Annotated in this window: 17 protein-coding genes; 11 read left to right on the forward strand and 6 right to left on the reverse strand. The window is 45.4% G+C overall.

Annotation, left to right across the window (positions count from 1 at the left end; genetic code table 11):
- Window positions 1–15 precede the first annotated feature (15 nt).
- Entirely contained in the window at window positions 16–513 is a 498-nt protein-coding gene (locus AB4249_RS11485) for a hypothetical protein (protein ID WP_372103208.1), read from the reverse strand.
- A 331-nt stretch (window positions 514–844) separates the two neighbouring features.
- Window positions 845–3,442 (reverse strand): molybdopterin oxidoreductase family protein, encoded by a 2,598-nt coding sequence (locus tag AB4249_RS11490; RefSeq protein WP_372103211.1) that lies wholly within the window; start codon window positions 3,440–3,442, stop codon window positions 845–847.
- Window positions 3,443–3,914: 472 nt separating this feature from the next.
- Between AB4249_RS11490 and nirB the strand changes: the two genes are divergently transcribed.
- The 4 genes from nirB (at window position 3,915) to AB4249_RS11510 (ending at window position 10,490) form a co-directional block, all read left to right on the forward strand.
- Window positions 3,915–6,497: a nitrite reductase large subunit NirB gene (gene nirB / locus AB4249_RS11495; RefSeq protein ID WP_372103214.1), complete on the forward strand. Its 2,583-nt coding sequence runs from the start codon at window positions 3,915–3,917 to the stop codon at window positions 6,495–6,497.
- A gap of 67 nt (window positions 6,498–6,564) precedes the next feature.
- Entirely contained in the window at window positions 6,565–6,909 is a 345-nt protein-coding gene (gene nirD, locus AB4249_RS11500) for a nitrite reductase small subunit NirD (RefSeq protein ID WP_012600889.1), read from the forward strand.
- Window positions 6,910–7,061: 152 nt separating this feature from the next.
- Window positions 7,062–8,531 (forward strand): NarK family nitrate/nitrite MFS transporter, encoded by a 1,470-nt coding sequence (locus tag AB4249_RS11505; RefSeq protein ID WP_017102036.1) that lies wholly within the window; start codon window positions 7,062–7,064, stop codon window positions 8,529–8,531.
- A 168-nt stretch (window positions 8,532–8,699) separates the two neighbouring features.
- Entirely contained in the window at window positions 8,700–10,490 is a 1,791-nt protein-coding gene (locus AB4249_RS11510; protein ID WP_372103217.1) for a protein kinase domain-containing protein, read from the forward strand.
- A 56-nt stretch (window positions 10,491–10,546) separates the two neighbouring features.
- Here AB4249_RS11510 and cra read toward each other — a convergent pair whose 3' ends face one another.
- Window positions 10,547–11,551: a catabolite repressor/activator gene (cra, locus tag AB4249_RS11515; protein ID WP_372103220.1), complete on the reverse strand. Its 1,005-nt coding sequence runs from the start codon at window positions 11,549–11,551 to the stop codon at window positions 10,547–10,549.
- Window positions 11,552–11,936: 385 nt separating this feature from the next.
- On the opposite strand from cra, the gene fruB reads away from it, so the two are divergent.
- From fruB to fruA, 3 genes are read left to right on the forward strand one after another with little or no spacing between them, the layout of a single operon-like run.
- Window positions 11,937–13,070: a fused PTS fructose transporter subunit IIA/HPr protein gene (gene fruB, locus AB4249_RS11520; protein ID WP_372103223.1), complete on the forward strand. Its 1,134-nt coding sequence runs from the start codon at window positions 11,937–11,939 to the stop codon at window positions 13,068–13,070.
- A 9-nt stretch (window positions 13,071–13,079) separates the two neighbouring features.
- Window positions 13,080–14,057, forward strand: a complete 978-nt coding sequence (gene pfkB / locus AB4249_RS11525; RefSeq protein ID WP_136974407.1) for a 1-phosphofructokinase — start codon at window positions 13,080–13,082, stop codon at window positions 14,055–14,057.
- Window positions 14,058–14,072: 15 nt separating this feature from the next.
- Window positions 14,073–15,815 (forward strand): PTS fructose transporter subunit IIBC, encoded by a 1,743-nt coding sequence (gene fruA / locus AB4249_RS11530; protein WP_372103226.1) that lies wholly within the window; start codon window positions 14,073–14,075, stop codon window positions 15,813–15,815.
- A gap of 165 nt (window positions 15,816–15,980) precedes the next feature.
- Here the strand turns inward: fruA and AB4249_RS11535 are convergent, their stop codons facing one another.
- Together AB4249_RS11535 and yghU are read right to left on the reverse strand one after the other, a co-directional pair.
- Complete coding sequence (locus AB4249_RS11535) at window positions 15,981–16,304, reverse strand: DOPA 4,5-dioxygenase family protein (RefSeq protein ID WP_017060873.1); 324 nt, start codon at window positions 16,302–16,304, stop codon at window positions 15,981–15,983.
- A gap of 176 nt (window positions 16,305–16,480) precedes the next feature.
- Window positions 16,481–17,338 carry a glutathione-dependent disulfide-bond oxidoreductase gene (yghU, locus tag AB4249_RS11540; RefSeq protein ID WP_102428327.1) on the reverse strand — a complete coding sequence of 286 codons (858 nt, stop codon included), beginning with the start codon at window positions 17,336–17,338 and terminating at the stop codon, window positions 16,481–16,483.
- 284 nt (window positions 17,339–17,622) lie between these two features.
- Here yghU and AB4249_RS11545 point away from each other — a divergent pair, with 284 nt between their 5' ends.
- The gene (locus AB4249_RS11545; protein ID WP_017060876.1) at window positions 17,623–17,967 is read left to right on the forward strand and encodes a YajD family HNH nuclease; all 345 of its coding nucleotides are present in this window, start codon (window positions 17,623–17,625) and stop codon (window positions 17,965–17,967) included.
- A 180-nt stretch (window positions 17,968–18,147) separates the two neighbouring features.
- Here the strand turns inward: AB4249_RS11545 and AB4249_RS11550 are convergent, their stop codons facing one another.
- A complete protein-coding gene (locus tag AB4249_RS11550) occupies window positions 18,148–18,528 on the reverse strand; it encodes a hypothetical protein (RefSeq protein WP_017064770.1) in 381 nt (126 codons plus the stop codon).
- Window positions 18,529–19,122: 594 nt separating this feature from the next.
- Here AB4249_RS11550 and AB4249_RS11555 point away from each other — a divergent pair.
- The 3 genes from AB4249_RS11555 (at window position 19,123) to AB4249_RS11565 (ending at window position 24,674) form a co-directional block, all read left to right on the forward strand.
- Complete coding sequence (locus AB4249_RS11555; protein WP_017067032.1) at window positions 19,123–20,361, forward strand: OFA family MFS transporter; 1,239 nt, start codon at window positions 19,123–19,125, stop codon at window positions 20,359–20,361.
- A 57-nt stretch (window positions 20,362–20,418) separates the two neighbouring features.
- Complete coding sequence (locus AB4249_RS11560) at window positions 20,419–22,083, forward strand: VRR-NUC domain-containing protein (RefSeq protein ID WP_372103230.1); 1,665 nt, start codon at window positions 20,419–20,421, stop codon at window positions 22,081–22,083.
- A gap of 236 nt (window positions 22,084–22,319) precedes the next feature.
- Window positions 22,320–24,674, forward strand: coding sequence for a fatty acid cis/trans isomerase (locus tag AB4249_RS11565; RefSeq protein ID WP_372103233.1), 2,355 nt, complete (start codon window positions 22,320–22,322; stop codon window positions 24,672–24,674).
- Window positions 24,675–24,742 lie beyond the last annotated feature (68 nt).

Genomic DNA, 24,742 nt, shown 5'->3' on the forward strand with positions numbered 1-24,742 from the left:
CGCCATAGTCGTTTGTTATACGATTTTGAACAACGTCTCATACAATTCTTCTATTGTGTTCAAAATTGCGAATTTTGACTTTGACACAACCCTGATTGATGGCCTTTCATTTTTAGTACCTTCCGCATTTCCTTTTGTATGTTTCGCAATAGGAAAATCACTGATGTCAGGCAACTTTTTGTTTGGCTCACCACCAAAGAACAAGAATGGACCGAGCTCCATCGTTGTTTCATTAAAGTAAACCCAAACGACACAACCTGATGGTTTATTAGCTAAAGCGACATGGATTTTTTGACGTGCTGTGCTCGAACCAATATGAGAGGTTTTAAGTTGAACATGACGAAAAGCACCAAGGTCTTCCATGATTAGATCATAGCCTTGATTGTCTACCTCTGGTTTGGAAATTTCGATGGAACAACTGCCATTTTTCCATGACATTTTAAGTAGTTCGCTAATCAATGAGTGCTCGATTAGCTTCTCTCGAAAGGAAGAATTTAAGTAATGTTGTTCCATATTTTCCTCTTAATCGTATAACAGCTATATTAGACAGAATAATTCTGCATTTTGTCCCTGAAACAATTCTGTCTAGTAATCTAAACCGTTCAGGCCAAGTCTAATAACTCATTTAATAACATCATCTTACCTACTTATCTTTGCATCAAACATGACGAAAAGCAGAAATTTTTCATATAGTTTCGGCAAAATACAGAAAACTCCCCAATATGTGAGTAAGCCGCAGTTCAGGCAATGAAGGTTTTATCTTGAAAATCGCGTTCTCAAACAAAAACGCCGACACTCATGTCGGCGTTTACGCTATAGATATGGATGAGTGAGAGGTAGTCGGCTACTTCGCCAAGGCACTCAAAAACTCGGCTTCGAACTCTTCATCGGCTTCTCGAGTTAGGCATTCCACCAGCCAATCGATGCTTTGATGGTCAAGCTTACTGTTCACCACGAAGGCCTGCTTTACACCAGACTGACCCAACTTGGCAGAGCCGTAGTTCTTGAATGATTTATTGCCGTGGTAATGGAGTGATTTGATTGCCTCCGCGTTAGGTTCTGGTAATGCATCAAGGGTGTTGGCAAGCTGAATCACCAGTTCCATTGGGTTCTTAGATGATGAGATGCGATACAGAAAACCGCCCTCCACTCTTTGGCGTACCCAATAATCAAAGCCACTGCAATCCATCACCTTGTCGCTGACCAAGGCGGCTTCACTCCGATAACCACACGGTTCAACCATCACTGGGGTATGTTTAAACTCTGGCTGACCAGATGCGGCATCGGTATGAGGCAAGATCAAGTCACACGGTTTGCTGTCTTTGGCAGTCGGTGCATTCCAGTGGATAGGCATGAAGACTTGTTCGCGGCGCATCTCTTTGGTCACCACTAATCGTGCTTGGCATTCCCCTTGTGCGCTGCGCACTTTCACCACTGGATTAATAGTGGAGTGGTTGAAGGCATCTAGCCCAAATTCATCTAAGCCAAGCTCTGCAACGGTATCTGGATGCATAGCGACAAAGGGTTCTGGTGTGTGTTCTCCTAAACCTGCGGCCAAGCCCGTGCGGCTCATGGTGTGCCATTGGTCTCGGATTCGGCCTGTGTTCATGATAAGTGGGAATTCGACACTGGTATCAGCAATCGGCTTGTCGTGCTCAACTGCAATAAACTGCGCTTTTCCTGATTCAGTAAAGAACTCGCCAGTGGTGAACATACGCTGCTCAATGATCTCTGGTTGATACTCTAACACTGGCCATTGCTGCGGAGTGAGTTCGCCATAGCCTTTCTCATCCAGTTGCGTGAGTCCAATTAAACATAAATCACGTGCTTTGCCTGTTTCATTGTCGAGCGCGGTCATCTCGCAATACTCTTTGAAGATCTCACCTTCGTGGCGGAACTCGAATTGCTCTTTGAATCCCATTTTTTGTGCGACTTCTTTTAGAATCCACCAATCGGGTTTGGCTTCCCCTGGGCTTGGCAACACGCGGCGTTGACGTGAGATTCGGCGTTCAGAGTTGGTCACGGTGCCCGATTTCTCGCTCCACCCTTGCGCGGGCAGCACCACATCGGCCAAGCGAGTAGTTTCAGTATCGGCAATACAATCAGACACCACCACAAACGGGCACTTCTCTAATGCGGCTTTGATCTTTTCGCTGTCAGGCAGGCTCACAACTGGGTTAGTTGCCATGATCCACACCGCTTTGATTTTGCCTTCATTCATGGCATCAAACAGGTCAATCGCTTTTAAACCCGCATGTGTTGCTAGGTTGTCGGTCTGCCAAAATTCACTCACGGTTTGGTGTGATTGCGGGTCACCAAATTCAAAGTGCGCCGCTAAGGTATTGGCTAAACCGCCCACCTCACGTCCGCCCATCGCGTTCGGCTGGCCCGTTACAGAGAATGGCCCCATGCCCGGCTTGCCAATTTTCCCGGTGGCTAAATGGCAGTTAATAATGGCGTTTACCTTATCGCACCCTTGTGTCGATTGGTTCACGCCTTGAGAGTAAATGTTCAGCACCTTCTCGTTCGATGCAAACAAGCTGTAGAACTGTTTTAGCTGCTGCTCTGTTAACCCTGTAAGCTCAGGAACACTTTTGTCGCCCCAGCCTGATTCGGTATAACCTGACTCTGTATAACGGTAGTGAGTCGCAGATCGAATCGATTCAGTAAAGCCTTGGGTGTGGTTTTCTATGTAGTCTGCATCTAGCTTGTCGTTATCATCGAGGTAACCCAATAAACCATTGAACAATGCGACGTCTGAGCCTGATTCCAATGCCAAGTGAATGTCTGCGATTTCACAGGTGTCGGTATAACGCGGGTCGATGACGATAACTTTCAATTCAGGGTTGGCTTGTTTCGCGGCTCTTAATCTTTGGAAAAGTACCGGGTGACACCATGCTAAGTTGGAACCTGTAATCACGACGAGTTCGGCTTGCTCGAGATCTTCGTAGCACACCGGTACTGTGTCTGCGCCAAATGCTCGCTTATGCCCTACCACGGTTGAAGCCATACACAACCTAGAGTTACTGTCGATGTTGCCACTACCAATGAAGCCTTTCATCAGTTTATTGGCAACATAGTAGTCTTCGGTAAGCAGCTGACCAGATACATAGAACGCAACCGAATCGGCCCCATATTCTTCGATGGTTTGATTGAATTTGTCTGCGACCAACTGAGTGGCACTGTTCCAATCTAGCTCTTGTTTTTGCTCATTCTGAATATGAGCAGGCTGTGTAAGACGACCTAAAGGCGTGACGGTGTCGCCGAGCGCAATCCCTTTAGTGCATAGCTTTCCATAGTTTGATGGATGATCTTTATCACCACGCACTTCTAGTTTTCCTAACGATGTCGGTCTCGCTTCTATTCCACACCCTACACCACAATAAGCACAGGTCGATTTTATCCAGCCGCTGTTTGAATCGGTCATCCGTTTCTCACTCAATTATCCATAATTGTAATAACTAAAAATAAGCAAATAACACGCCACTTAATAGCAGCTGATGAATAGCAAATAATTTCATCTAAAAACAACAACTTAATAAAAACACAAATATCAACAACGAACCAAACAGAACTTAACCAAGATAGAAACTTAATTTTTGCACCATCTTGCAGAAAGTTGCACCACAAACGCTCATTTATATAAATATAACAAAAATTTTACATACCACTTTAGGGGTAATTACGTGCCACCTGCAATTTTTAAATCACTGAAATATATATATTAAATTTTATTTAAATGAACAAATCGCAATCTGGCATCCTCCTTGCTCCACTAAAAACCAAGACTTAGAAAAAACATTTTTGTTTTTCTTGATGATTATGAATTGAGTGGAATCTCAACCCGGTATTCATCTGCTAACGACTAGAAATTAGATGCTAGTGATGGTGACGCCGAGAATAAGGAATGGATTATGAGCAAGAAGAAAATCGTCGTTGTTGGTAACGGCATGGTAGGACACAAATTTATCGACAACATCCTGCAATCAGAGAGTGATGAGTTTGATGTGATTACTTTTAGTGAAGAACCAAGGCTAGCATACGACCGTGTTCAGCTAACGGCTTACTTTAATGGTAAAAGCGCTGATGACCTGTCATTGACCAGTGAAGAGTATTACCAAAGCAACGGCGTGAACTACTTGTTGAACCAGAAGGTTGCCAAGCTAGACACCGCCAATCAACAAGTCATCACTGAAAGTGGTCACGTTGAAAGTTACGACAAGCTAATCTTGGCGACGGGCTCTTTCCCTTTTGTTCCCCCTATTCCCGGTAACGACCAAGAACACTGTCACGTTTATCGCACCATCGAAGACTTAGACGCCATCGAGCTTTCAAGCAAAGGCAGCAAATCTGGCGTGGTGATTGGTGGTGGTCTGCTTGGCTTAGAGGCCGCAAACGCAGTCAAAAACCTTGGCTTAGAAACCCATGTGGTTGAATTTGCTCCACGCCTGATGGCCGTTCAGTTAGATGACGGTGGCGGCGCCCTACTGCGCAGAAAGGTTGAAGACCTTGGTGTGCAAGTTCATACCGAGAAAGCGACCTCTGAAATAGTCGACGGAGAAAACGCTCGCTACCGCATGAACTTCGCAGACGGCACCCACTTAGAAACCGATATGATCGTATTCTCTGCCGGTATTCGCCCTCAAGATGAGCTAGCAAGAAGCTCTGATGTCGAGATTGGCGAGCGTGGCGGTATTGTGATCAACAATCACTGTCAAACCAATATCGACAACGTTTACGCCATTGGAGAATGTGCGCTTTGGGATAACAAGATCTTCGGCTTAGTGGCTCCCGGTTATTCAATGGCGAAAATCGCGGCTTCGCATATTGTCTCTGACGGTACTGACGACGCTGCATTTACGGGCGCAGACATGAGCACCAAACTCAAACTGCTTGGCGTCGATGTGGCCAGTATTGGCGAAGTACACGGCAAGACGGAAGGCGCTCAATCGTATACCTACAACGATGAAATTGAACAAGTTTATAAGCGCCTGATCATCTCGGCAGACGGCACAAAGATTGTCGGTGCCGTATTGGTCGGTGATGCAGAAGCCTACGGTTCGCTACTGCAAATCAAGCAAAACGATATGCCCCTTCCTGAAAACCCATCGGTATTGATTTTACCTAACGTGGCCGATGATTCTGGCTCGGCAATGGGTGTTGAAGCTCTGCCAGACAGCGCAGTGATCTGTTCATGTTTTGATGTAACCAAAGGCGACATTAAAGAGGCGGTTTCTGCTGGCTGCACCACGATGGCTGCACTGAAAGAAACCACTAATGCTTCAACAGGTTGTGGCGGTTGTTCTGCCCTTGCGAAACAGGTTCTCGATAGCGAGCTAAGTAACCTAGGTGTAGAAGTCTCTAACGATATCTGTGAGCACTTTGCTTATTCTCGCCAAGAGCTTACCGACATCATCCGTGTCAACAAAATCAAGACCTTCGACGAGCTGTTAGATTCTCACGGCAACGGATTAGGCTGTACTGTGTGTAAACCGGCTGTCGGTTCGATTCTGGCTTCGTACTGGAACGATTACATCCTTGAAGATCAACATATCGAGCTGCAAGACACCAACGACATCTACCTTGGCAACATGCAAAAAGACGGCACTTACTCGGTGGTTCCGCGTATCGCTGGCGGTGAAATTACTCCAGATAAATTGATCGTGCTTGGTGAAGTCGCTAAAGAGTTCGACCTCTACACCAAAATCACGGGCGGTCAGCGTGTCGACTTGTTTGGCGCACAGCTTAACGAACTGCCTATCATCTGGAAAAAGCTGATTGATGCAGGTTTTGAAACTGGCCACGCCTACGGTAAATCGGTTCGTACCGTGAAATCTTGTGTAGGTAGCACTTGGTGTCGATACGGTGTCGACGACAGTGTTGGCTTAGCGATTCGACTTGAGAACCGCTACAAAGGCCTGCGTTCACCACACAAGATCAAGTTTGCGGTTTCAGGCTGTACTCGTGAATGTGCAGAAGCCCAATCAAAAGATTTTGGCATTATCGCCACCGACAAAGGTTGGAACCTCTACATCTGTGGTAACGGCGGTATGCGCCCTCGCCATGGTGACCTTTTCGCTACCGACCTTGATGAAACCACACTCCTTAAATACATCGACCGCGTTTTGATGTTCTACACACGTACCGCAGACCGCTTACAGCGTACATCGGTATGGATGGAGAACCTTGAAGGCGGCATCGAATACCTCAAGCAAGTCGTGATTGAAGACAAGCTCAACGTTGCTGAAGAACTTGAGGCCGATATCGCCCTCAACATCGAAAAATACCAGTGTGAGTGGAAAACCACCATCGAAAACCCTGAAAAGATGAAACGCTTCCAGCACTACATCAACAGCGAAGAAATGGACACTAGCCTGTCATTCATCAAAGAACGAGAGCAGCGTTTTCCTAAGCCGAGCTTGAGCTCTTCTTCCGATTCAAAACGCGATGAAAAGCTCGCTAAAGCAGACCAAATCGAAGTGACTGAGGTTTCATAAATTTCATCAGGTTCATCAGGTTCATCAATAAAAAAATAAAAACTCAATTTTAGACTAGGAGAAAGTCATGGAAAATTGGACAACCGTATGCAGCACCAGCGATCTAACCCCAAACGGGGGAATTTGCGCCAAAGTAGACGATAACCAAGTGGCTATTTTTTACTGCAAGCGCAGCGACACGCTTTATGGGCTCTCTAATTACGACCCTATCGGCAAGGCGAATGTGATGTCACGTGGTATAATTGGTTCATTAAGCGGAGAACCTTACGTGGCCTCACCCTTATACAAGCAGCATTACCACTTAGAAACTGGCGAATGTCTTGAACAGCCTGAGCTCAAGCTCGTGAAATTTGAAGTTCGCAAACAAGGAGAACAAGTTCAAGTTCTCGCACCACTTGCTATCGCCAGTTAACTAAACCGCCGACACCATCATGCAAACGCTTATTAGCGTGCGCAATTTCGGCACAGGGTTTATGCACATTAAAAGCGTTCTAAGTTCGGAAGTAACGCAGGTGCACAAACCGGGTAATTTTCCAGATTTAAAGGATTTAAAGGATTTAAACCATGGATAACACTAAATTTTCGCTGCTTTCATTTACGGGTAAGATGAAAACCTTACACCTAAGTTGGATGGCCTTTTTTATCACCTTTGTTGTGTGGTTCAACTTTGCCCCACTACTGCAAATGGTGAAAACCTCACTTGGTCTTTCTACTGAAGAGATCAAAACACTGCTTATTCTCAACGTTGCATTGACCATTCCGGCGCGTGTCGCCATTGGTATGTTAACCGACCGATACGGCCCAAGATTGGTCTACTCTTCGCTACTCGCGGTCTGTTCAATCCCTTGTTTTATGTTTGCTATGGCAGACTCTTTTATTCAAGCGGCGATTGCTCGTTTCCTATTAGGCTTCATCGGTGCAGGCTTCGTTGTCGGTATTCGTCTAGTGTCTGAGTGGTTCCCACACAATGAACTGGGTACGGCAGAAGGTATTTACGGCGGCTGGGGTAACTTCGGTTCAGCAGCGGCAGCATTCACGCTTCCAACTCTGGCTTTAGCGTTTGGTGGTGAAGACGGCTGGCGTTATGCGGTCGGTATTACCGGCGTAATGAGCTTAGCGTTCTCGTTTATCTTCTACAAAAACGTGTCAGATACACCAAAAGGTTCGACTTACTTCAAGCCTGCTCAAGTAACAGCAATGGAAGTGACATCAAAGGGTGACTTTTTCTTCCTACTTATTATGAAGATCCCTATGTATGCCGCTTTAGCGCTACTGACTTGGAAGCTATCACCAAGCAACATCAACATGCTGTCTGACATGGCGGTTTACTCTGTGTATGCAGGTTTGGCTGCGCTTTACGTGTACGAAGTGTCGCAAGTTTGGAAAGTAAACAAGAACGTATTTAAAGAAGAAGTACCAGAGATTCACCAATACAAGTTCAAGCAAGTTGCGGTACTTAACGTATTGTACTTCGCGACATTTGGTTCTGAACTGGCTGTGGTTTCTATGCTGCCACTGTTCTTCTCTGAAACCTTTGAATTAACACCGGTTCTTGCAGGTATGGTTGCATCGGCTTATGCCTTTATGAACCTAATGTCTCGCCCAGGTGGTGGTTGGATTTCAGATAAATTCGGTCGTAAACCAACACTGCTTATTCTAACGATTGGCCTTGCGGTGGGTTACTTCGCAATGGGTCAAGTCGACAGCACATGGCCTGTATGGCTAGCAGTTGTCGCGGCGATGGCGTGTTCTTTCTTCGTGCAAGCGGGTGAAGGTGCGGTATTCGCAACGGTTCCTCTAATCAAGCGTCGTATGACAGGTCAAATTGCTGGTATGACGGGTGCTTACGGCAACGTGGGTGCGGTAGTTTACCTAACTGTGTTGTCATTCGTGAGCTACCAAACCTTCTTCTTAGTGATTGCTGCAACAGCGGTACTTGGCTTTGTGACTCTGCTGTTCATGGAAGAGCCTAACGGTCAAATCGCCGAAGTAAACGACGACGGCAGTGTCACGCTGATTAATGTTTCAAGCTAGGGTCTGTACTAAGAAGCATTGATATTATTGAATCGGGAGAGGCACCTTAGCGGATACATCAATGCTAGGTGCTTCGTTCAAAGGCTCTAAGTTCACTAGGGCTTTTGTTCTTCCTAGGATGTTCTGTCAAGGAAGCGGGAAGAAGAGCAGTTAAGAAGAAGACAAGTTATGACAATTTCATTCAGCCAAGGGCAAGTCATCACGCCAGAATCCAACAACCAGTTAACGCTTAAGTTTGGTGGTTATTCGAATCAAGGCGTACGTGATGAAAACCAAGATGCCATCATTGTAAAACACCCTAAAACTCGCGCAGAGCAAGAGTTGAAAGGCAGTGTTGCCTGCATTGCAGACGGAGCAAGTTGTAGTGAACACGGCCAGAAAGCCAGTCACACCAGCGTGATGCAGTTTATCGACGACTATTACGCAACCCCCCAAAGCTGGAGCATTCAACGTTCGGCGCAAAAGGTCTTAACGTCCCTCAATTCTTGGCTCTTCAACACGTCTGTTTCTAATATTCATCCCGCACAACAAGTGAACCACAATGCCCTCGTTTCGACGTTCAGCAGCGTGATATTAAAATCAAACACCGCACATATATTCCACGTTGGCGACAGCCGCATTTACTTACTCAGAGATGGAGAATTACGCCAACTGACCCGCGACCACACCCGTAAAAATATGGGACAGAAGCATTATCTTACACGCGCCTTAGGCATGGACAACCAACTCAACGTTGACTATCAAACCCTGCCTATCAAGAAAAACGACTGCTTTATCCTGACATCTGATGGCGTGCACGAGTTTGTATCTCCCAACACCTTCAAAGAACACATCGATAAACCCGGAGCGGATTTCGAATACGCAGCGCAAACCATCTGTAACACCGCTTTAAGCCACAATAGCTCAGACAACGTGAGCTGCTTGATTGTGCAAGTCAGCCATCTGCCTAAACCTTCGCTGATTGAATTCCATGAGAAGCTGGCTAAACGGGCAATCCCACCCGCTTTAAAGCTCGGGCAAAGTATCGACAACTTCATGGTACTTGAGGTGTTGTATGCAGGTTCAAGAAGCCATGTGTATCGTGTGATGCAGAAAGAGACACAAACCGAGTTCGTGCTGAAAGTCCCTTCCGTTCAATATCACGATAGCCCTTCGCAACTCAGAGCTTTCTTTAATGAACAATGGGCGGGGATCTTGTTAAAAAACAAGAGAGTAATGAAGGTTTACCCGACGCCAGAGAACTCGCAATTCTTATACCAAATCTGCGAATGGGTAGAAGGTATCACCCTAAGACAATGGATGTACGACAACCCAAAACCGTCACTCAATGAAGTGCGCGACATATTAGAAAAGATCACTCAAGGCATTCGAGTATTACAACGTGCAGACATGGTGCACCGAGACTTAAAGCCCGAGAACATCATGATTCAACGTGATGGTGAGGTAAAAATCATCGACCTTGGTGCGGTATTAGTGAGAGGCCTTGAAGAGGGAGAGCTCACTGACAAGGACGACACACCATTAGGCGCGGTCAATTACATTGCACCCGAGACCATCAAGCACAACAGCGCGACCACCAGCTCTGATCTGTTCTCTATCGCTGTAATCGGCTATGAGATGCTAACCGGTGAATTACCCTACTCTGAAATGACCGTACAATCGCTTAAGCAATCTCGTCACCATCAATGGGAATACCAACCCATCACACAGAAACGAGCTGACTTACCAAGCTGGGTGGATTTGGTATTACAAAAAGCCTGCGCGGAATCACCAAGCGAACGTCATCAAGTGTTGGGGGATTTTGTAGCAGACCTTTACACACCAAACCAAAGCTTGGTGAAAAGCAAAGCCAAGCAACCTTTGATAAACCGAAACCCAATCCAGTTTTGGAAAGTGTTGGCTTTGTTGCTCGGCATTGTTGCCATTGTGGAAATGGGCTTATTGCTGAGTTCAAATTAATTACAGGTTCGAGCTAAGTGCCCAAGTCCAACCTAGCTTGTGTAAACTAACTGGAATTAGCCTCGTTTTACTAAGCTTCTTGGTACTAACTCGATACCCGCTTGGTAACGTTTAGCAGACGCGTTCAAAGCAAGTGCAAAGGCGCTGTCTGCAATCACTTCGAATTGCTGTGGCAATGAATGAACTTTAAAAGGTAAGAAGTCCAATAAACGGTTATCACCAAAGGTTGCCAGTTTCACTTGCTTGATCAGCTCTGGCTTTTCAACCATCACATCCAATACACCTTCTAGCAAAGTGTAAGACATAGTGACAATCGCATCGGGCACTGTGCCTTTGGCAATCCAACCCTCAAAAATCTCACGTCCTGATTCTCGGTCAAAGTGCTCGCCATAACCGACAACCATCGGCTTGTTTTCTGCTAGCCTTGTTTGTTGAGTATGTGCTTTATTCGCCGCTTCAAAACCCAGCTGACGTTCACGTGAAATGTTCAGGTCAGGTAACGCACCGATCAAGCCAACACTATGAATGCTGTCATCGAGAATCGAGTGGGTCAGTTCAAATGCAGCCTCGAAATCTTCACTGATCACGCAAGCAAAGTGCTCATCGTCTAACGGACGGTCAATCGCAATTACTGGGGTACCTGAGTTTTGCAGTTTCAAGTAGAACTCGTTGGCGTCTGGCATTGAGCTCGCCACCAGCAAAGCATCAATACGACGACTGACCAAAGCTTCAGCGACCTTTCGCTCGGTTTCAGCGTCATCATCTGAACAGCCAATCAAAATCTGATAGCCCACTTTACGTGAGTTCTGCTCTATCAGTTTTGCTAAACGCGCATAACTGCTGTTTTCCAAGTCAGGAATAATCAAACCAAATGAACGGCTATTACCAGCGCGCAACGACGAAGCAGCATGGTCTGGTCGGTAGTTATACTCTTCCACGACTGCCATTACTTTCTGCTGAGTCTTTTCACTGATTCTGTATTTCTGCGCCTTGCCATTAATAACATAGCTGGCTGTCGTTTTCGACACACCGGCTAGTTTGGCAATCTCATCTAGTGTCATATGGGTGACCTGTATTTTGTGCGTAGGATCATATAACCAATCTTCTGATCCTTGGATTAGTTGAATTATATGCTGAATCGATTCAGTATAAAAGCTGAAAGGATTCAGCAAAATCTGAAAAGTGACTTCAATCATCCTTTTGAATGGATTGAGCGTCATTTGTCGTGATTCAGCTTCTTGTTGTTAACGAAACTGAAATTACGACACGCAGCAAAACTATTTTGAAAACCAAAATCGGCTTTGCTGAATTTTTTCACACTGAATGCTGAACCGATTCAGCTAATATAAAACAAAGAGTTAAGCAACAAGTTAAGCTCCATGAATCTTGCTCTAGACTGAATCGTAGCGATACACAAATTCTCAAGCGATACGCTAAAGAGGCACCATGCTTAAATTATCAAAATCTGACATCACTCTAGGCCAAACTGCCGAAGACAAATTCAAAGCAATCCAAAACATTGCTGGCGACCTGACAGCTAAAGGTTTAGTTGACTCTGGTTACGTTGAAGGAATGCTGAACCGTGAAAACCAGAACTCTACGTTCCTAGGTAACGGCATCGCGATTCCTCACGGAACGACGGATACTCGTGGCCTAGTAAAAGAGACAGGCGTTGCAGTACACCACTTCCCTGAAGGTATTAATTGGGCAGACGGCAACCGTGTTTACGTTGCGATTGGTATTGCAGCTAAATCAGACGAGCACTTGGGCATTCTTAAGCAACTAACGAAAGTGCTAGCGGCTGACGGTGTTGAAGAGAAATTAAAGCAAGCGAAATCAGAAGACGAAATCATCGCCCTACTTAACGGCGAAGTTCAACTAGAAGCCGACCTAGACGCTTCTTTAGTTCAGCTACTGTTCCCTGCGAGCGACATGATTCAAATGTCTGCAGTTGCGGGTGGCCTACTTAAGAACACAGGTTGCACAGACAACGCATTCGTTGCTGACCTAGTAACAAAAACACCAACTCACCTAGGCCAAGGCCTGTGGTTGTTGGGCAGCGACAAAGGCGTAACACGCACTGGCGTATCTTTCGTTTCAACAGCGAACCATTGTGAATACGAAGGCACACCAGTTAAAGCATTGGTGGCATTCGCAGCTTGCAACAGCGCGCACCAATCTATTCTGGCAAACCTAAGCAAGATGGTTTTCGAAGGTAAACAGCAACAACTGTTAACCGCTGACGCAGCGCAAGTGATTGGTCTTCTGAAAGGTGAAGCGGTTTCTACAGCTTCTCAAGACGATGACAACTGCGCAGTATTCAAAATCAAAAACGCACACGGCCTACACGCTCGTCCGGGTGCAATGCTAGTCGCTGAAGCGAAGAAGTTTGAATCAACAATCCGCGTGTCAAACCTAGATGGCGACGGAAAAGAAGTGAACGCGAAGAGCTTGATGAAAGTGATCGCTCTTGGCGTTAAACACGGCCACCAACTTCAGTTTGTTGCTGAAGGTGATGACGCAGCACAAGCACTTGAATCGATTGGCAAAGCTATCGCTTCAGGCCTTGGCGAAGGTTAAGGAGTCGATATGTCTGATAAACAAATCAAAGCCGTTACTGTAACGCTTAACCCTGCTCTAGACCTGACAGGCGCTATCGACGCACTAAATGTAGGTTCAGTTAGCCTAGTAAACAAAGGCTCTCTGCATGCAGCGGGCAAAGGCGTAAACGTCGCAAAAGTTCTTTCAGAGCTTGGCGCGAAAGTGACCGTAACAGGTTTCCTTGGTCGCAATAACGAAGAAGCGTTCTGCCAACTGTTTGAACAGATGGGCGCAGCTGACCGCTTCATCCGTGTTGATGGCGCGACTCGTATCAACGTGAAGTTGGTTGAGAACTCAGGCCAAGTAAGCGACATCAACTTCCCAGGTGTGCCTGTTGATACTGACTCGATTAAAGCGTTCGAAGAAACCCTATTAGAACTTGCTGAAACGCACGATTACTTCGTAATTGCAGGCAGCTTGCCACAAGGTATCTCTCCTGAGCTTTGCGCTTCTTGGGTTCAACGCTTACACGATTTAGGTAAGAAGGTGCTATTTGATAGCAGCCGTGACGCACTTAAAGCCGGTATCAATGCACAACCATGGTTAATCAAACCAAACGATGAAGAGCTGTCTCAGCTGTTCAATGCAGAGCTGACAACTCGTGACCAATGCCAACACGCGGGCCAAGCCCTAAGTGAAAAAGGCATCGAGAATATCGTGGTATCACTTGGCGCTGAAGGCGTGATGTGGCTTAACCAAGGTGAATGGTTACATGCTCAACCACCGCGCATGCAAGTAGTAAGCACGGTAGGCGCAGGTGACACATTGGTTGCTGGTCTATGTTGGGGTCAAATGCAACAGATGCCAAAACCAGAACTTATTAAATTCGCAACCGCCCTATCTGCTCTAGCAGTTTCACAGGTAGGCGTGGGCATCACCAGCCAACAAGAGCTGGATTCAGTACTACAAAATATCCAATTACAGGCGCTTAGTGCTCCAACTAGCCAGTTAGACACAAGCAAATAGGACAAAAGGTTTATTATGAATATTACCATTATCACAGCTTGCCCAAGTGGCGTAGCAAACAGCATCATCGCCGCGGGCTTGTTAGAGCAAGCGACAAAAGCACTAGGTTGGAACGCTGCTATTGAATGTCAATCAAGCGTGTTACCTGATTCAACTGTATCGCAAGACGCTATCGACAGCAGCGACGTTGTAGTTATCGCAGCTAACAAAAATGTTGATAAAGCACGTTTTGTTGGTAAGAAAGTGTACCAAGCGGCTATCTCTGAATGCACAGCTGATGCAAAAGCATTCCTAGAGAAAGCGGTAGCAGAAGGAACGGTATTAGACGCTTCTCAAGTTGAGACTACAGTGGAAGTTACTGGTACTTCTCCAGCGACAGGCAGCAAAAAGATCGTAGCGATTACCGCTTGCCCAACGGGTGTTGCACACACCTTTATGGCCGCTGAAGCGCTTGAAGCTGAAGGCAAACGCCTAGGCCACCAAATTAAAGTGGAAACTCGCGGCTCTGTAGGTGCAAAAAACCAACTGACAGACCAAGAAATCGCAGACGCTGATCTAGTTATCATCGCAGCAGATATCGATGTTCCTCTGGATCGTTTTAACGGCAAAGCGCTATACAAAACCACAACAAGCCCTGCTTTGAAGAAAACAAAGCAAGAGATGGAAAAAGCATTCGCAGAAGCTAAACCATACCAACACACTGCTTCTTCAAATTCAGCGCCTGCTGACGAGAAGAAAGGCGTGTACAAGCACCTAATGACAGGTGTTTCACACATGCTTCCTGTGGTGGTTGCGGGTGGTTTGATCATTGCACTCTCTTTCGTATTCGGTATCGAAGCGTTTAAAGAAGAAGGCACGTTAGCAGCAGCACTGATGACTATCGGTGGTGGTTCTGCATTCGCACTGATGATTCCTGTTCTTGCTGGTTTCATTGCATTCTCGATTGCTGACCGTCCAGGTCTGGCTCCAGGTCTAATCGGCGGTATGCTGGCTAGCTCAACGGGCGCAGGTTTCCTAGGTGGTATCGCAGCAGGTTTCATTGCCGGTTACACAGCGAAATTCATTGCCGACAAAGTTCAACTTCCACAATCCATGGAAGCCCTCAAGCCAATCCTGATCATTCCGTTTATCGCGAGTTTGTTCACTGGTCTTGTGATGGTTTACATCGTAGGTGGTCCTGTTTCTGGCGTAATGAGCGCAATGACAGACTTCCTAAACAACATGGGTACTTCTAATGCGATTCTTCTAGGTGTGATTCTAGGCGCAATGATGTGTTTCGACCTTGGTGGTCCGGTAAACAAAGCCGCTTACACATTCGGTGTTGGTCTACTGGCTTCGCAAACTTACGCACCAATGGCGGCTATCATGGCAGCAGGTATGGTTCCAGCTCTAGGTATGGGCCTTGCGACTTTCCTAGTGAAAGACAAGTTTGAAGCAGGCGAGCGTGAAGCAGGTAAAGCATCATTCGTTCTTGGCCTATGTTTCATCTCTGAAGGTGCAATCCCATTCGCAGCGAAAGATCCAATGCGTGTTATCCCAGCTTGTATGGCAGGTGGCGCACTAACTGGCGCTCTATCAATGATGTTTGGTGCTCAGCTAATGGCTCCACACGGCGGTCTATTCGTACTACTGATTCCTGGTGCTATCTCTCCAGTTCTAATGTACCTATTGGCGATTGCAGCAGGTACAGCGGTAACAGGCTTTGGTTACGCGGCTCTTAAAAAGATGAGTGACTCTAAGGTAACTGCAGAGGCTTAATCCCCCTACTCTGGTTAACGGTTCAGCCCGATAACCAGAGGCTCTTGATAACCGGTTTCTTGGTAAAACGGCTCCTTAAAACAAAGGCTCCTCATTTGAGGAGCCTTTTTATTGTTCATGTATTTTCCGGTCGGAATGAGTTAAGTGCAATATTGGTATATTTGATTAGCTAGTAAGCGTTTCTTCAAAGACACCCAATTCACGACCAAGCCAGATCGCTCGTACTGTGTGATCCAAAGTTTCTTCACCGCCAGTTACAGGGTGAATAAGCACCGACATATCACCGCGTTCTTGCTCAAGCCATTCAACAATACCCGACTCTTTGTTCGCAAAGTGAATCTCAAACATTGGCATCTTATGTGGACCAACCAAACGCTGTATTAATGGGAAAACCTCTAATACATCTTTACGTTCCGCTAAAATTTTCTGACGCAGTGTTTCTGCTTGCTCTGCAAATCGCAGAGGGAAATAGATATGACCGTGGTACATGGCACCATCCTTTAGAATTATGATGTCGCAAGTTTATACCTAAACCGCCTTTAATAGCCAAACCTAAATAGGTGAGCTTGCTTTCGGAAGGATCAATTTGAAATGGGAAAACTAGAGTTTGTTACTCGAACGAATCGAAAACAAACTCTAGTGATATTGACTATTTCTTTAAATCACTACGGGCGTAGTTTTAAAACACGGTCGATGTCTTCTGCGGAATGGCGTTCTGGTACTTGCTCCCACTCTTCGCCAAACGAACGGTTAACAACTCGCCCTCGTTGGAAACCTTCGCGCGCTTCAAGTTGCTTCGCCCAACGAACGACATTAGTGTAAGACTCAACTTGTAGAAACTCGGCCGCATCGTAAATTTTGCCTAGCACAAGGTTGCCATACCAAGGCCAAATCGCGATATCAGCGATGCTTAACTCGTCACCCGCCACAAATGTGTTATTTGCGAGCTGTTTGTCTAACACATCTAGTTGACGCTTAGCTTCCATTGCGAAGCGGTTAATTGGGTACTCTTGCTTTTCATCCGCGTAAGCGTAGAAGTGGCCGAAACCACCGCCTAGGAATGGTGCCGAGCCTTGTGCCCAGAACAACCAGTTAATGGTTTGCGTTCTTGCTGCCCCTTCTTTTGGTAAGAAGTGACCAAATTTTTCTGCTAGATGCATCAAGATAGATGCCGATTCGAATACATTCACGTCTTCGTCACCAGACTTGTCGACAAGTGCTGGTATTTTGGAGTTTGGATTCACGCCAACAAAGCCAGAAGAGAACTGATCAGCCTCACCGATGTTGATCAAGTACGCATCATATTCAGCTTCTTTAACACCCGCCGCTAACAACTCTTCCAGCAAGATAGTGACTTTTTGACCGTTAGGTGTGCCAAGAGAATACAATTGAAAAGCATGGTCACCAACAGGAAGCTCTTTATCAAAGCGAGCTCCAGATTCAGGACTATTGATGTTTGCCCACTTGTTACCACCAGCAGTATCGTTAACCCAAACTTTTGGCGGAGTGTATTGTTCTGACATGATATTTCCTTATTAATATAGGGTCTCACAAACTGATATTAGGTCACATGCCTGCGGTTAAAACCCCTGAATACGATTTATTTTCAAACTGTTAAGCATGGCTTATTCCAGAAAGACATAACCCGCTTAAGCGTTAGTGTGTAGAAGGTAAGTCTGTATTCAAACTTCAATCTAATATCGATAAGTCCACTGCATCATTTAGCAATGATTTTACGAACGACATACCGACAGCTTCAAGAAAGCTGTGATAAAATCGGGGTATTACAATTGATAAGGATTTGGCAATGTCTTCTGATTTCACAGGTTCGAGTGCAGCGTATGCTCGCCAAGAGAAAGGCTACCGCGAAAAAGCACTAAAACTGTACCCTTGGGTTTGTGGTAAATGTGCGCGCGAATTTGTTTACTCAAACCTCCGAGAGCTTACCGTTCACCACGTGGATCACGACCATACAAACAACCCTGAAGATGGCAGCAACTGGGAGCTACTGTGCCTGTACTGTCACGATCATGAGCATTCAAAATACACTGACCATGAGCGTTATGGTGTGGATGCAAAAGCGAGTTTAGATGATCATCAGTCAGCGACACACAACCCGTTCGCCGATCTCGCTAAGATGATGAAGAAATAACACACCTTCAGAGTAGTCTTTGGTAGATGGTAACTACTAGATAATAGATACATAACAAGTAACCCCAGTATGTCACCATACTGGGGTTTCTTTTATCTGCCGTCATAACCAAATAATAGAGTTCAGGTAGGCAGGATCAAAAAAGCCTTCCGAAGAAGGCTTTTTAAGAATCAAATCGAATTATGCTGCCGCTTGCTTGCGAGACTCTTCTACCTTCTTAGCGCGCTGTTTTAGCGTCAATTTATCGCGGTATGCAAACCAAACGTAAGACACAACCACTAAGAAGAACAGGTATGACAATGAGAAAATGAACGGCGATTGAATGATATCGTTCGAGATACCCCAAGAAACACCGATAACAGTCACTGCAATTTTCGCAAAAAAGCCACACATCAATAGCACTAATGCCAACTGTGGGAAACGCGTACTGCGGAATGCAAGCCAGTAACAACTACCAACTGCTAGAGCCGCAACATAGAAGCCGAATAGGAAAGAGTGAATATGGTCAGCTGCCGCTACACCACCAGAAATTGACATCAATAAAATTAAAAACAGTTTCATAATACTCGCCTCACCATAAGTTGGAAACGCATCCTTTCAAATTTGGAATCTCAGTTTGCATACTATTTTCCCACTTTTTACGGACAACACAACCCCTCCAATCGAACAAAATGTAAGCAAAAGTACTAACAAAAATCACCCTTAACAATTGCTTAACATTCTGTTTTTAATAAAACTCCGTTACTCCTTGTCTCATATGAGCAAAGCGCTGTTACGATTTATTTTGTTACACAAATTTAACCTTGGAAATTAATTAAAATTATTTGTAACTCTGTGATATCCGCACGCAATACGCGTCTATTCAAAAACCATCACCTCAAAATCCCTGAAATAATAAGAAGACAGAGCGAAAAAGAACAAAATAGAGAGGTGTTAAAAACATTTCAAAAACCAATGAAAAACAACTTATTAACAAATTGAATTTAATTTACCAAAAATGGAAAAAGAGATTCCAATCACATTTTAATTGGTTATAATCCGCGCTCTTTTGCGCTATCTGTTGATAAACGCAAACTAATTTTGAAGAAACAATCACAATAACCCGTCTTTAGTTAAGTGGCTCTCCACTAACCGATGACAAAACTGAGAATAAAAATGAGCAAGATTGATAAAGCAACACGTATCCTGCTAGCAGGCTTCTGTATCAACCTTTGTCTTGGCATCCTGTATGCTTGGAGTGTATTTAACAAAGCGCTAGTAACTGAAGCTGGTTGGAGTGCTGCTGAAGCATCTTCACCTTACGCTATTGCAACTATCACATTCTCTGTTTGTCTTCTTGTTGCGGGCATCCTACAAGACCGTATGGGTCCACGTAAGATCCTTATCCTAGGTACAGCGCTTACAGGCCTAGGTATGATTGCTTCTGGTTTCGCTACAACGCCTATGATGCTGAACATCACGTTCGGTATTATAACAGGTGCAGGTATCGGCTTCGGTTACGCATGTCTGTCTCCATCAGCAATGAAGTGGTTCCACTCTTCTAAGAAAGGTATGGTTAACGGTCTTATCGCAGCAGGCTTCGGTCTTGCGGCTATTTACCTAGCACCAGTAACTTCTGCGCTAATCGACAGCATGGGTATCCAAACTAGCTTTATGATTCTTGGTGTTGGTGTACTTGCAATCGCAGTACCTCTAGCAGCAACAATCAACAACCCACCAGCGGATTACACGCCAGCTGAGCCTAAAGTAAAAGCAGGCCAAGCTCCTAAAGCGGTTAAGAAGACTGAAGACCTAACTTGGAAAGTAATGCTGAAGACTCCTCAGTTCTACTCTCTATGGATCATGTACGCATTCGCTGCATCTGTTGGTCTAATGATCATCGGTAACATCACTACAATTGCTAGCGTTCAAGCTAACCTGCCAAACGCAGTTTACCTAGCGTCTATCCTTGCAGTATTCAACTCAGGCGGCCGTGTTGCTGCGGGTATGCTTGCAGATAAAATCGGTGGCGTACGTACTCTACTTCTAGCGTTCATCCTTCAAGGCGCGAACATGGCTCTATTCGCTACGTTCAACTCTGAATTCACGCTAATCATTGGTACGGCTATCGCAGCGGTTGGTTACGGTACGCTTCTAGCAGTATTCCCAACACTAACTGCTGAGTTCTACGGCCTGAAAAACTACGGTACTAACTACGGCGTGCTTTACACGGCATGGGGTATCGGCGGCGCTATCGGTGCAGCAGTTGTTGGCTTCTCAATGTCAAACGGCGAAGGTTACGGCCTAGCTTACACAATCTCTGCAGTTATGATGGCAGTGTGTATTGTTCTAGCAATCATCACTAAACCAATCTCTGAAGCTAAAGTTGCTGAACTAAAAGCATCACAAGCTTAATCAACAGAAAAGATTGAATTTGTTACTGAAGAGCTTAACCTTAGGGTTAGGCTCTTTTTGTATCAAGCGACTTCTCCATTGACGACCGAAACCACTCTTCAGCTCTCCCCCACTTATTATCTCGACAACTTCAATCGACTGGTTGAACACGCTCAAACGCTCTACCCCGATCTTCTGAGTGATGATGAATGTCGTTGGTTGTCCGCATACAAACGTCTTTCTGTTTCAAGCCAATGCCTAATGGTTCGTTTGCTTTCTCGTAAAGGCCGTTGGTTTCGCAGCGATAAACTCAACTATGTTGAGATCCCAGATCTAAAGACCGTACTGCAAGAGCTAAACAGCTCAGGCTTCATTGGGTTGAGTCATCCCGAAGAACAGCATGACCTCGCCATTAGTGAGGTCGAGCTCGGGTTTCACTTGCTCACCAAACCAGAGCTGTTGAGTGTATTCCCCGCCCTTAAGAGCCATAGAAATGCCAAGAAAGACGAGCTGTTGTTACGGCTTGATCAGCAACCTTTTGATCAATTTCAAAACCTCTCTTTCGACTGTATTTACGTCATCGAATCTCAAGTGATTGATGTATTACTGTTGCTGTTCTTTGCCAACACCTATCAAGACTTAAGTCAGTTCGTGTTAAGCGACCTTGGGCTAAACACCTTTGAGAACTACCCATTAAGCAAGCAACACCGCTTCTTCACCTCTAGGGATCAGCTCAATCAATTAATCCAGATGCGCGATATTCAACGCTTGTATTCAGAAGGTGACCGCAAAGATGGCGAGTTTCTGGAACTGCTTTTAAATGCGATTCCTGAAGAATCAGAACACAGAAGTATTGCCAGAAAACGATCGCGTTTGATCAATGATATTGCTCGCGATCTTGAAAGGCTTAATCTAAACGACCAAGCTATCTTTTGGTTCAGACAATCTACACTTCCTCCGAGCAGAGAACGACTTGCACGCATCTATGATAAGCAAGGTACGCTAGACTTAATGTGTGACATTGTCACGCAAATGAAAGCTACTCCATCGGATGTGTCAGAGTTGGAAGTCGCTATTAAGCTTGAAGACCGGCTGCTACGGAAACAGGGGCACAAAGTTTCACGAACCATAAAGCCGAGCTGCAAAGAGTTAAAACTGGAATTAGACCTCAGCCAAACTCGAGTCGAGCTTGCGGTAAAGCAGCATTTTGAGAACCAAGGTTGGGACGTCTATTTTTCAGAAAACAGTTTTCTGTGTGGCTTGTTTGGTTTGGCTTTCTGGGATGTCATTTTCGCAGACGTTGAAGGCGCCTTTATCAATCGTTACCAACATCGACCATTGGATCTGTACCATTCAGATTTCGTAGACAAGCGAGCCGAACAGATTGAAGCCGTGTTTCAGACGATATCCAAACATGGGCTGAACCATTTGCTCAATACTTACGATGAAAAGCAAGGTATCGCGAACCCCTTTGTTCATTGGAATTATTTTCCTAAAGCACTCATCGAACACGGCATGGCTTCAATTCCAAATGCCTTGGTTGTAGACCTCTTCAAAGTGATATTGAGTGACTTAAAGCTATTTAGAACTGGGATGCCGGATTTGATTGCGTTCAAGGGCGATGAGTTTCATTGGATTGAAGTCAAAGGCCCTGGCGATAAACTGCAAGACAACCAGTGGCGCTGGATCAAAGAGTTTGAGCGATTGTCTGTCCCCTTCTCTGTTTGTTACGTCAATCAATGAGTCTTAGCTCTTAACTCTTAACTCTTAACTCTTAACTCTTAACTCTTAACTGCTAGCTTTTAGCTCTTGGGACTTAAATCTAGCTAAGTCTAAACACCAATTTCTGAGCACTAGCGAGTGACGCGCATCGACAAGTCACTCGTCCCATCAAGATCTTGTCTACAAAATTGTTAGAACATGAGCATTTTCAATCATTTTCGATATAATTATAGAAAATGCCTAATATTTAAATACGTATGAATTTGAAAAAACTCTTCATTTTAGCTTTTGTTAGCGTCTTCTCAGGTTGTGCCGTCTACGCGGGTTTAAACTTCGACGAACTGTTTGGTGAACAACAAGTACGCGATCGCCAAGCACCTATTCTTTCAGCTCAAGCGCAGCACTTCATTGACGAAGTAAAGCCCATCATTGATAACCGATGCGTGGTTTGTCACGCTTGTTATGATGCCCCTTGCCAACTCAAAATGTCTTCAGTGGAAGGTATAGACCGAGGCGCGAGCAAAGCACTCGTTTATCAAGGCACCCGCTTAACGGCATCAGCCCCTACTCGCTTGTTTGAAGATGCGTTAACCACACAAGAGTGGCGCGATGCGGATTTTCATCCTGTCCTCAATGAGCGCATGCAGAATTCAACGGCTAACCTCGATGCTGGTCTTGTTTCTCGTATGTTGATCCAGAAAGAGAATCACCCTCTGCCCGATCAAACCCAGCTTGAAGGTTTCGACTTTTCAATCGATCGCGACCAACAGTGCCCAACGATTGAAGAGTACGCTCAATACGAGAGAGATTACCCAACTTGGGGAATGCCTTATGGGATGCCGAACTTAGATAAAACCGAATACGCGACTTTAATGAGTTGGTTAGAAAATGGCGCGTTAATGAACGACCACATTCCGCTGAATGATGCAGAACAAGAGCTCGTTAATGTCTACGAAAGCTTTTTAAACAAGAGCGACAATAAAAGTCAACTTTCAGCACGTTATATCTACGAGCACCTGTTTTTGTCTCACGTCTATTTTTCTGATTTAGCTCAACCAACGCGTTTCTTTACTGTTGTTCGCTCTGCAACACCACCAGGTGAAGCGGTACAACGCATCACGACTCGTCGCCCTTATGACGATCCAAAAGTAGACCGTGTTTACTACCGTCTGATTCCAGAACAAGGCACTATCGTCGACAAAACGCACATGCCTTTCGCACTTAATAAAGAGCGTCTACAAAAGTGGAATACCTGGTTTGTCGACGTAAATTACGAAGTAAAACAACTGCCTAGTTACGACATCGATGTTTCAGCAAACCCAATGACATCATTTGAAGCGCTGCCAGTAAACTCGCGCTTCAACTTCATGTTAGATAACGCGCAAAACACCATCATGGCCTACATCAAAGGACCTGTGTGTCGTGGTCAACTTGCCTTGAACGTAATTAACGACCGTTTTTGGGTTTTCTTCATCGACCCAGAGAAAGCCGATGTTCCTGAAATCAACGCCTTCTACGCAAGTCAAAAGAAAAATTTAAAGCTACCTAGCGAACTAAAAAGTAACACCGTACCTGTGACCAACTGGGTAAGATACGCAAAGCAACAAGCGCAATACCTAAACGCGAAATCAGACTTCACTAACCAATGGTTCGAGAGTGGCGTCCACCTAGACACTGGCATCATTTGGGATGGCGATGGCATCAACCCGAATGCTGCTCTCACCGTCTTTAGGCACTTCGATAGCGCCTCTGTTGTACAAGGGTTAGTTGGCACGCAACCTAAGACTGCGTGGATTCTTGATTATGCTCTTCTAGAGCGTATTCATTATCTTCTCGTTGCAGGCTTCGATGTTTACGGCAACTTTGGCCACCAGCTGATTACACGCATGTTCATGGACTTCTTGCGTCTTGAAGGTGAGAGTAACTTCTTAAGCCTTCTTCCTAAAGACGTTCGTCACATTGAACACTCTAGTTGGTACCAGAACCAAAGCGCACAACTGAGTGACTATTTGCAGCGAAACATTGCACCTTTTGATCAGCCGACCAGCGTGGTTTACAAAACGGCCGATCCGAAACACGAACTGCTTGATATGATCAAAGATAAGCTCGCACCTGTTCTCGATAATCGCTTTGAGATTGTTGAAACAGGTTTTGGTAGGAAGAATGAAGCACTGCTTAACCAAGTGAATTTGATAAAGGGCGAAGGCCTGCGTCATGTGCCTCAATTAGTGATGATCATGATTGAAGGCGAAAACGGCGAAGAGCAACTGTTCACCATGATTCACAATAACGCGCACAGCAACATTTCTAGCTTGTTTAATGAAGAAGGTAACCGTGATTACGCCAATGATGACCTTACCCTCGTACGAGGCGTTGTCGGTAGCTACCCTGCGGCTTACCTATCATTAACCGAGAGCGAGATTCCTACTCTGGTTAAAACGCTGCAAAACTTAAGCACAGAAGAAGACTACGTGGCGCTGCTAGATAAGTTTGCGGTACGACGCAGTTCTAGCGAGTTCTGGCCATTCAGTGATCGCGTGCATCGTTGGTATCAACAAGACCAACCGATCGAGTTCGGATTGTTGGATTACAACCGCTTCGAGAACCGTTAGTTTTCACTCATAAAGCATAAAAGCAAAAATCCTCTGTCTTGGCAGAGGATTTTTTGTTTATGGGGAAA

Source organism: Vibrio sp. 10N.261.55.F4 (assembly GCF_041470465.1).
GTDB lineage: Bacteria > Pseudomonadota > Gammaproteobacteria > Enterobacterales > Vibrionaceae > Vibrio > Vibrio crassostreae_C.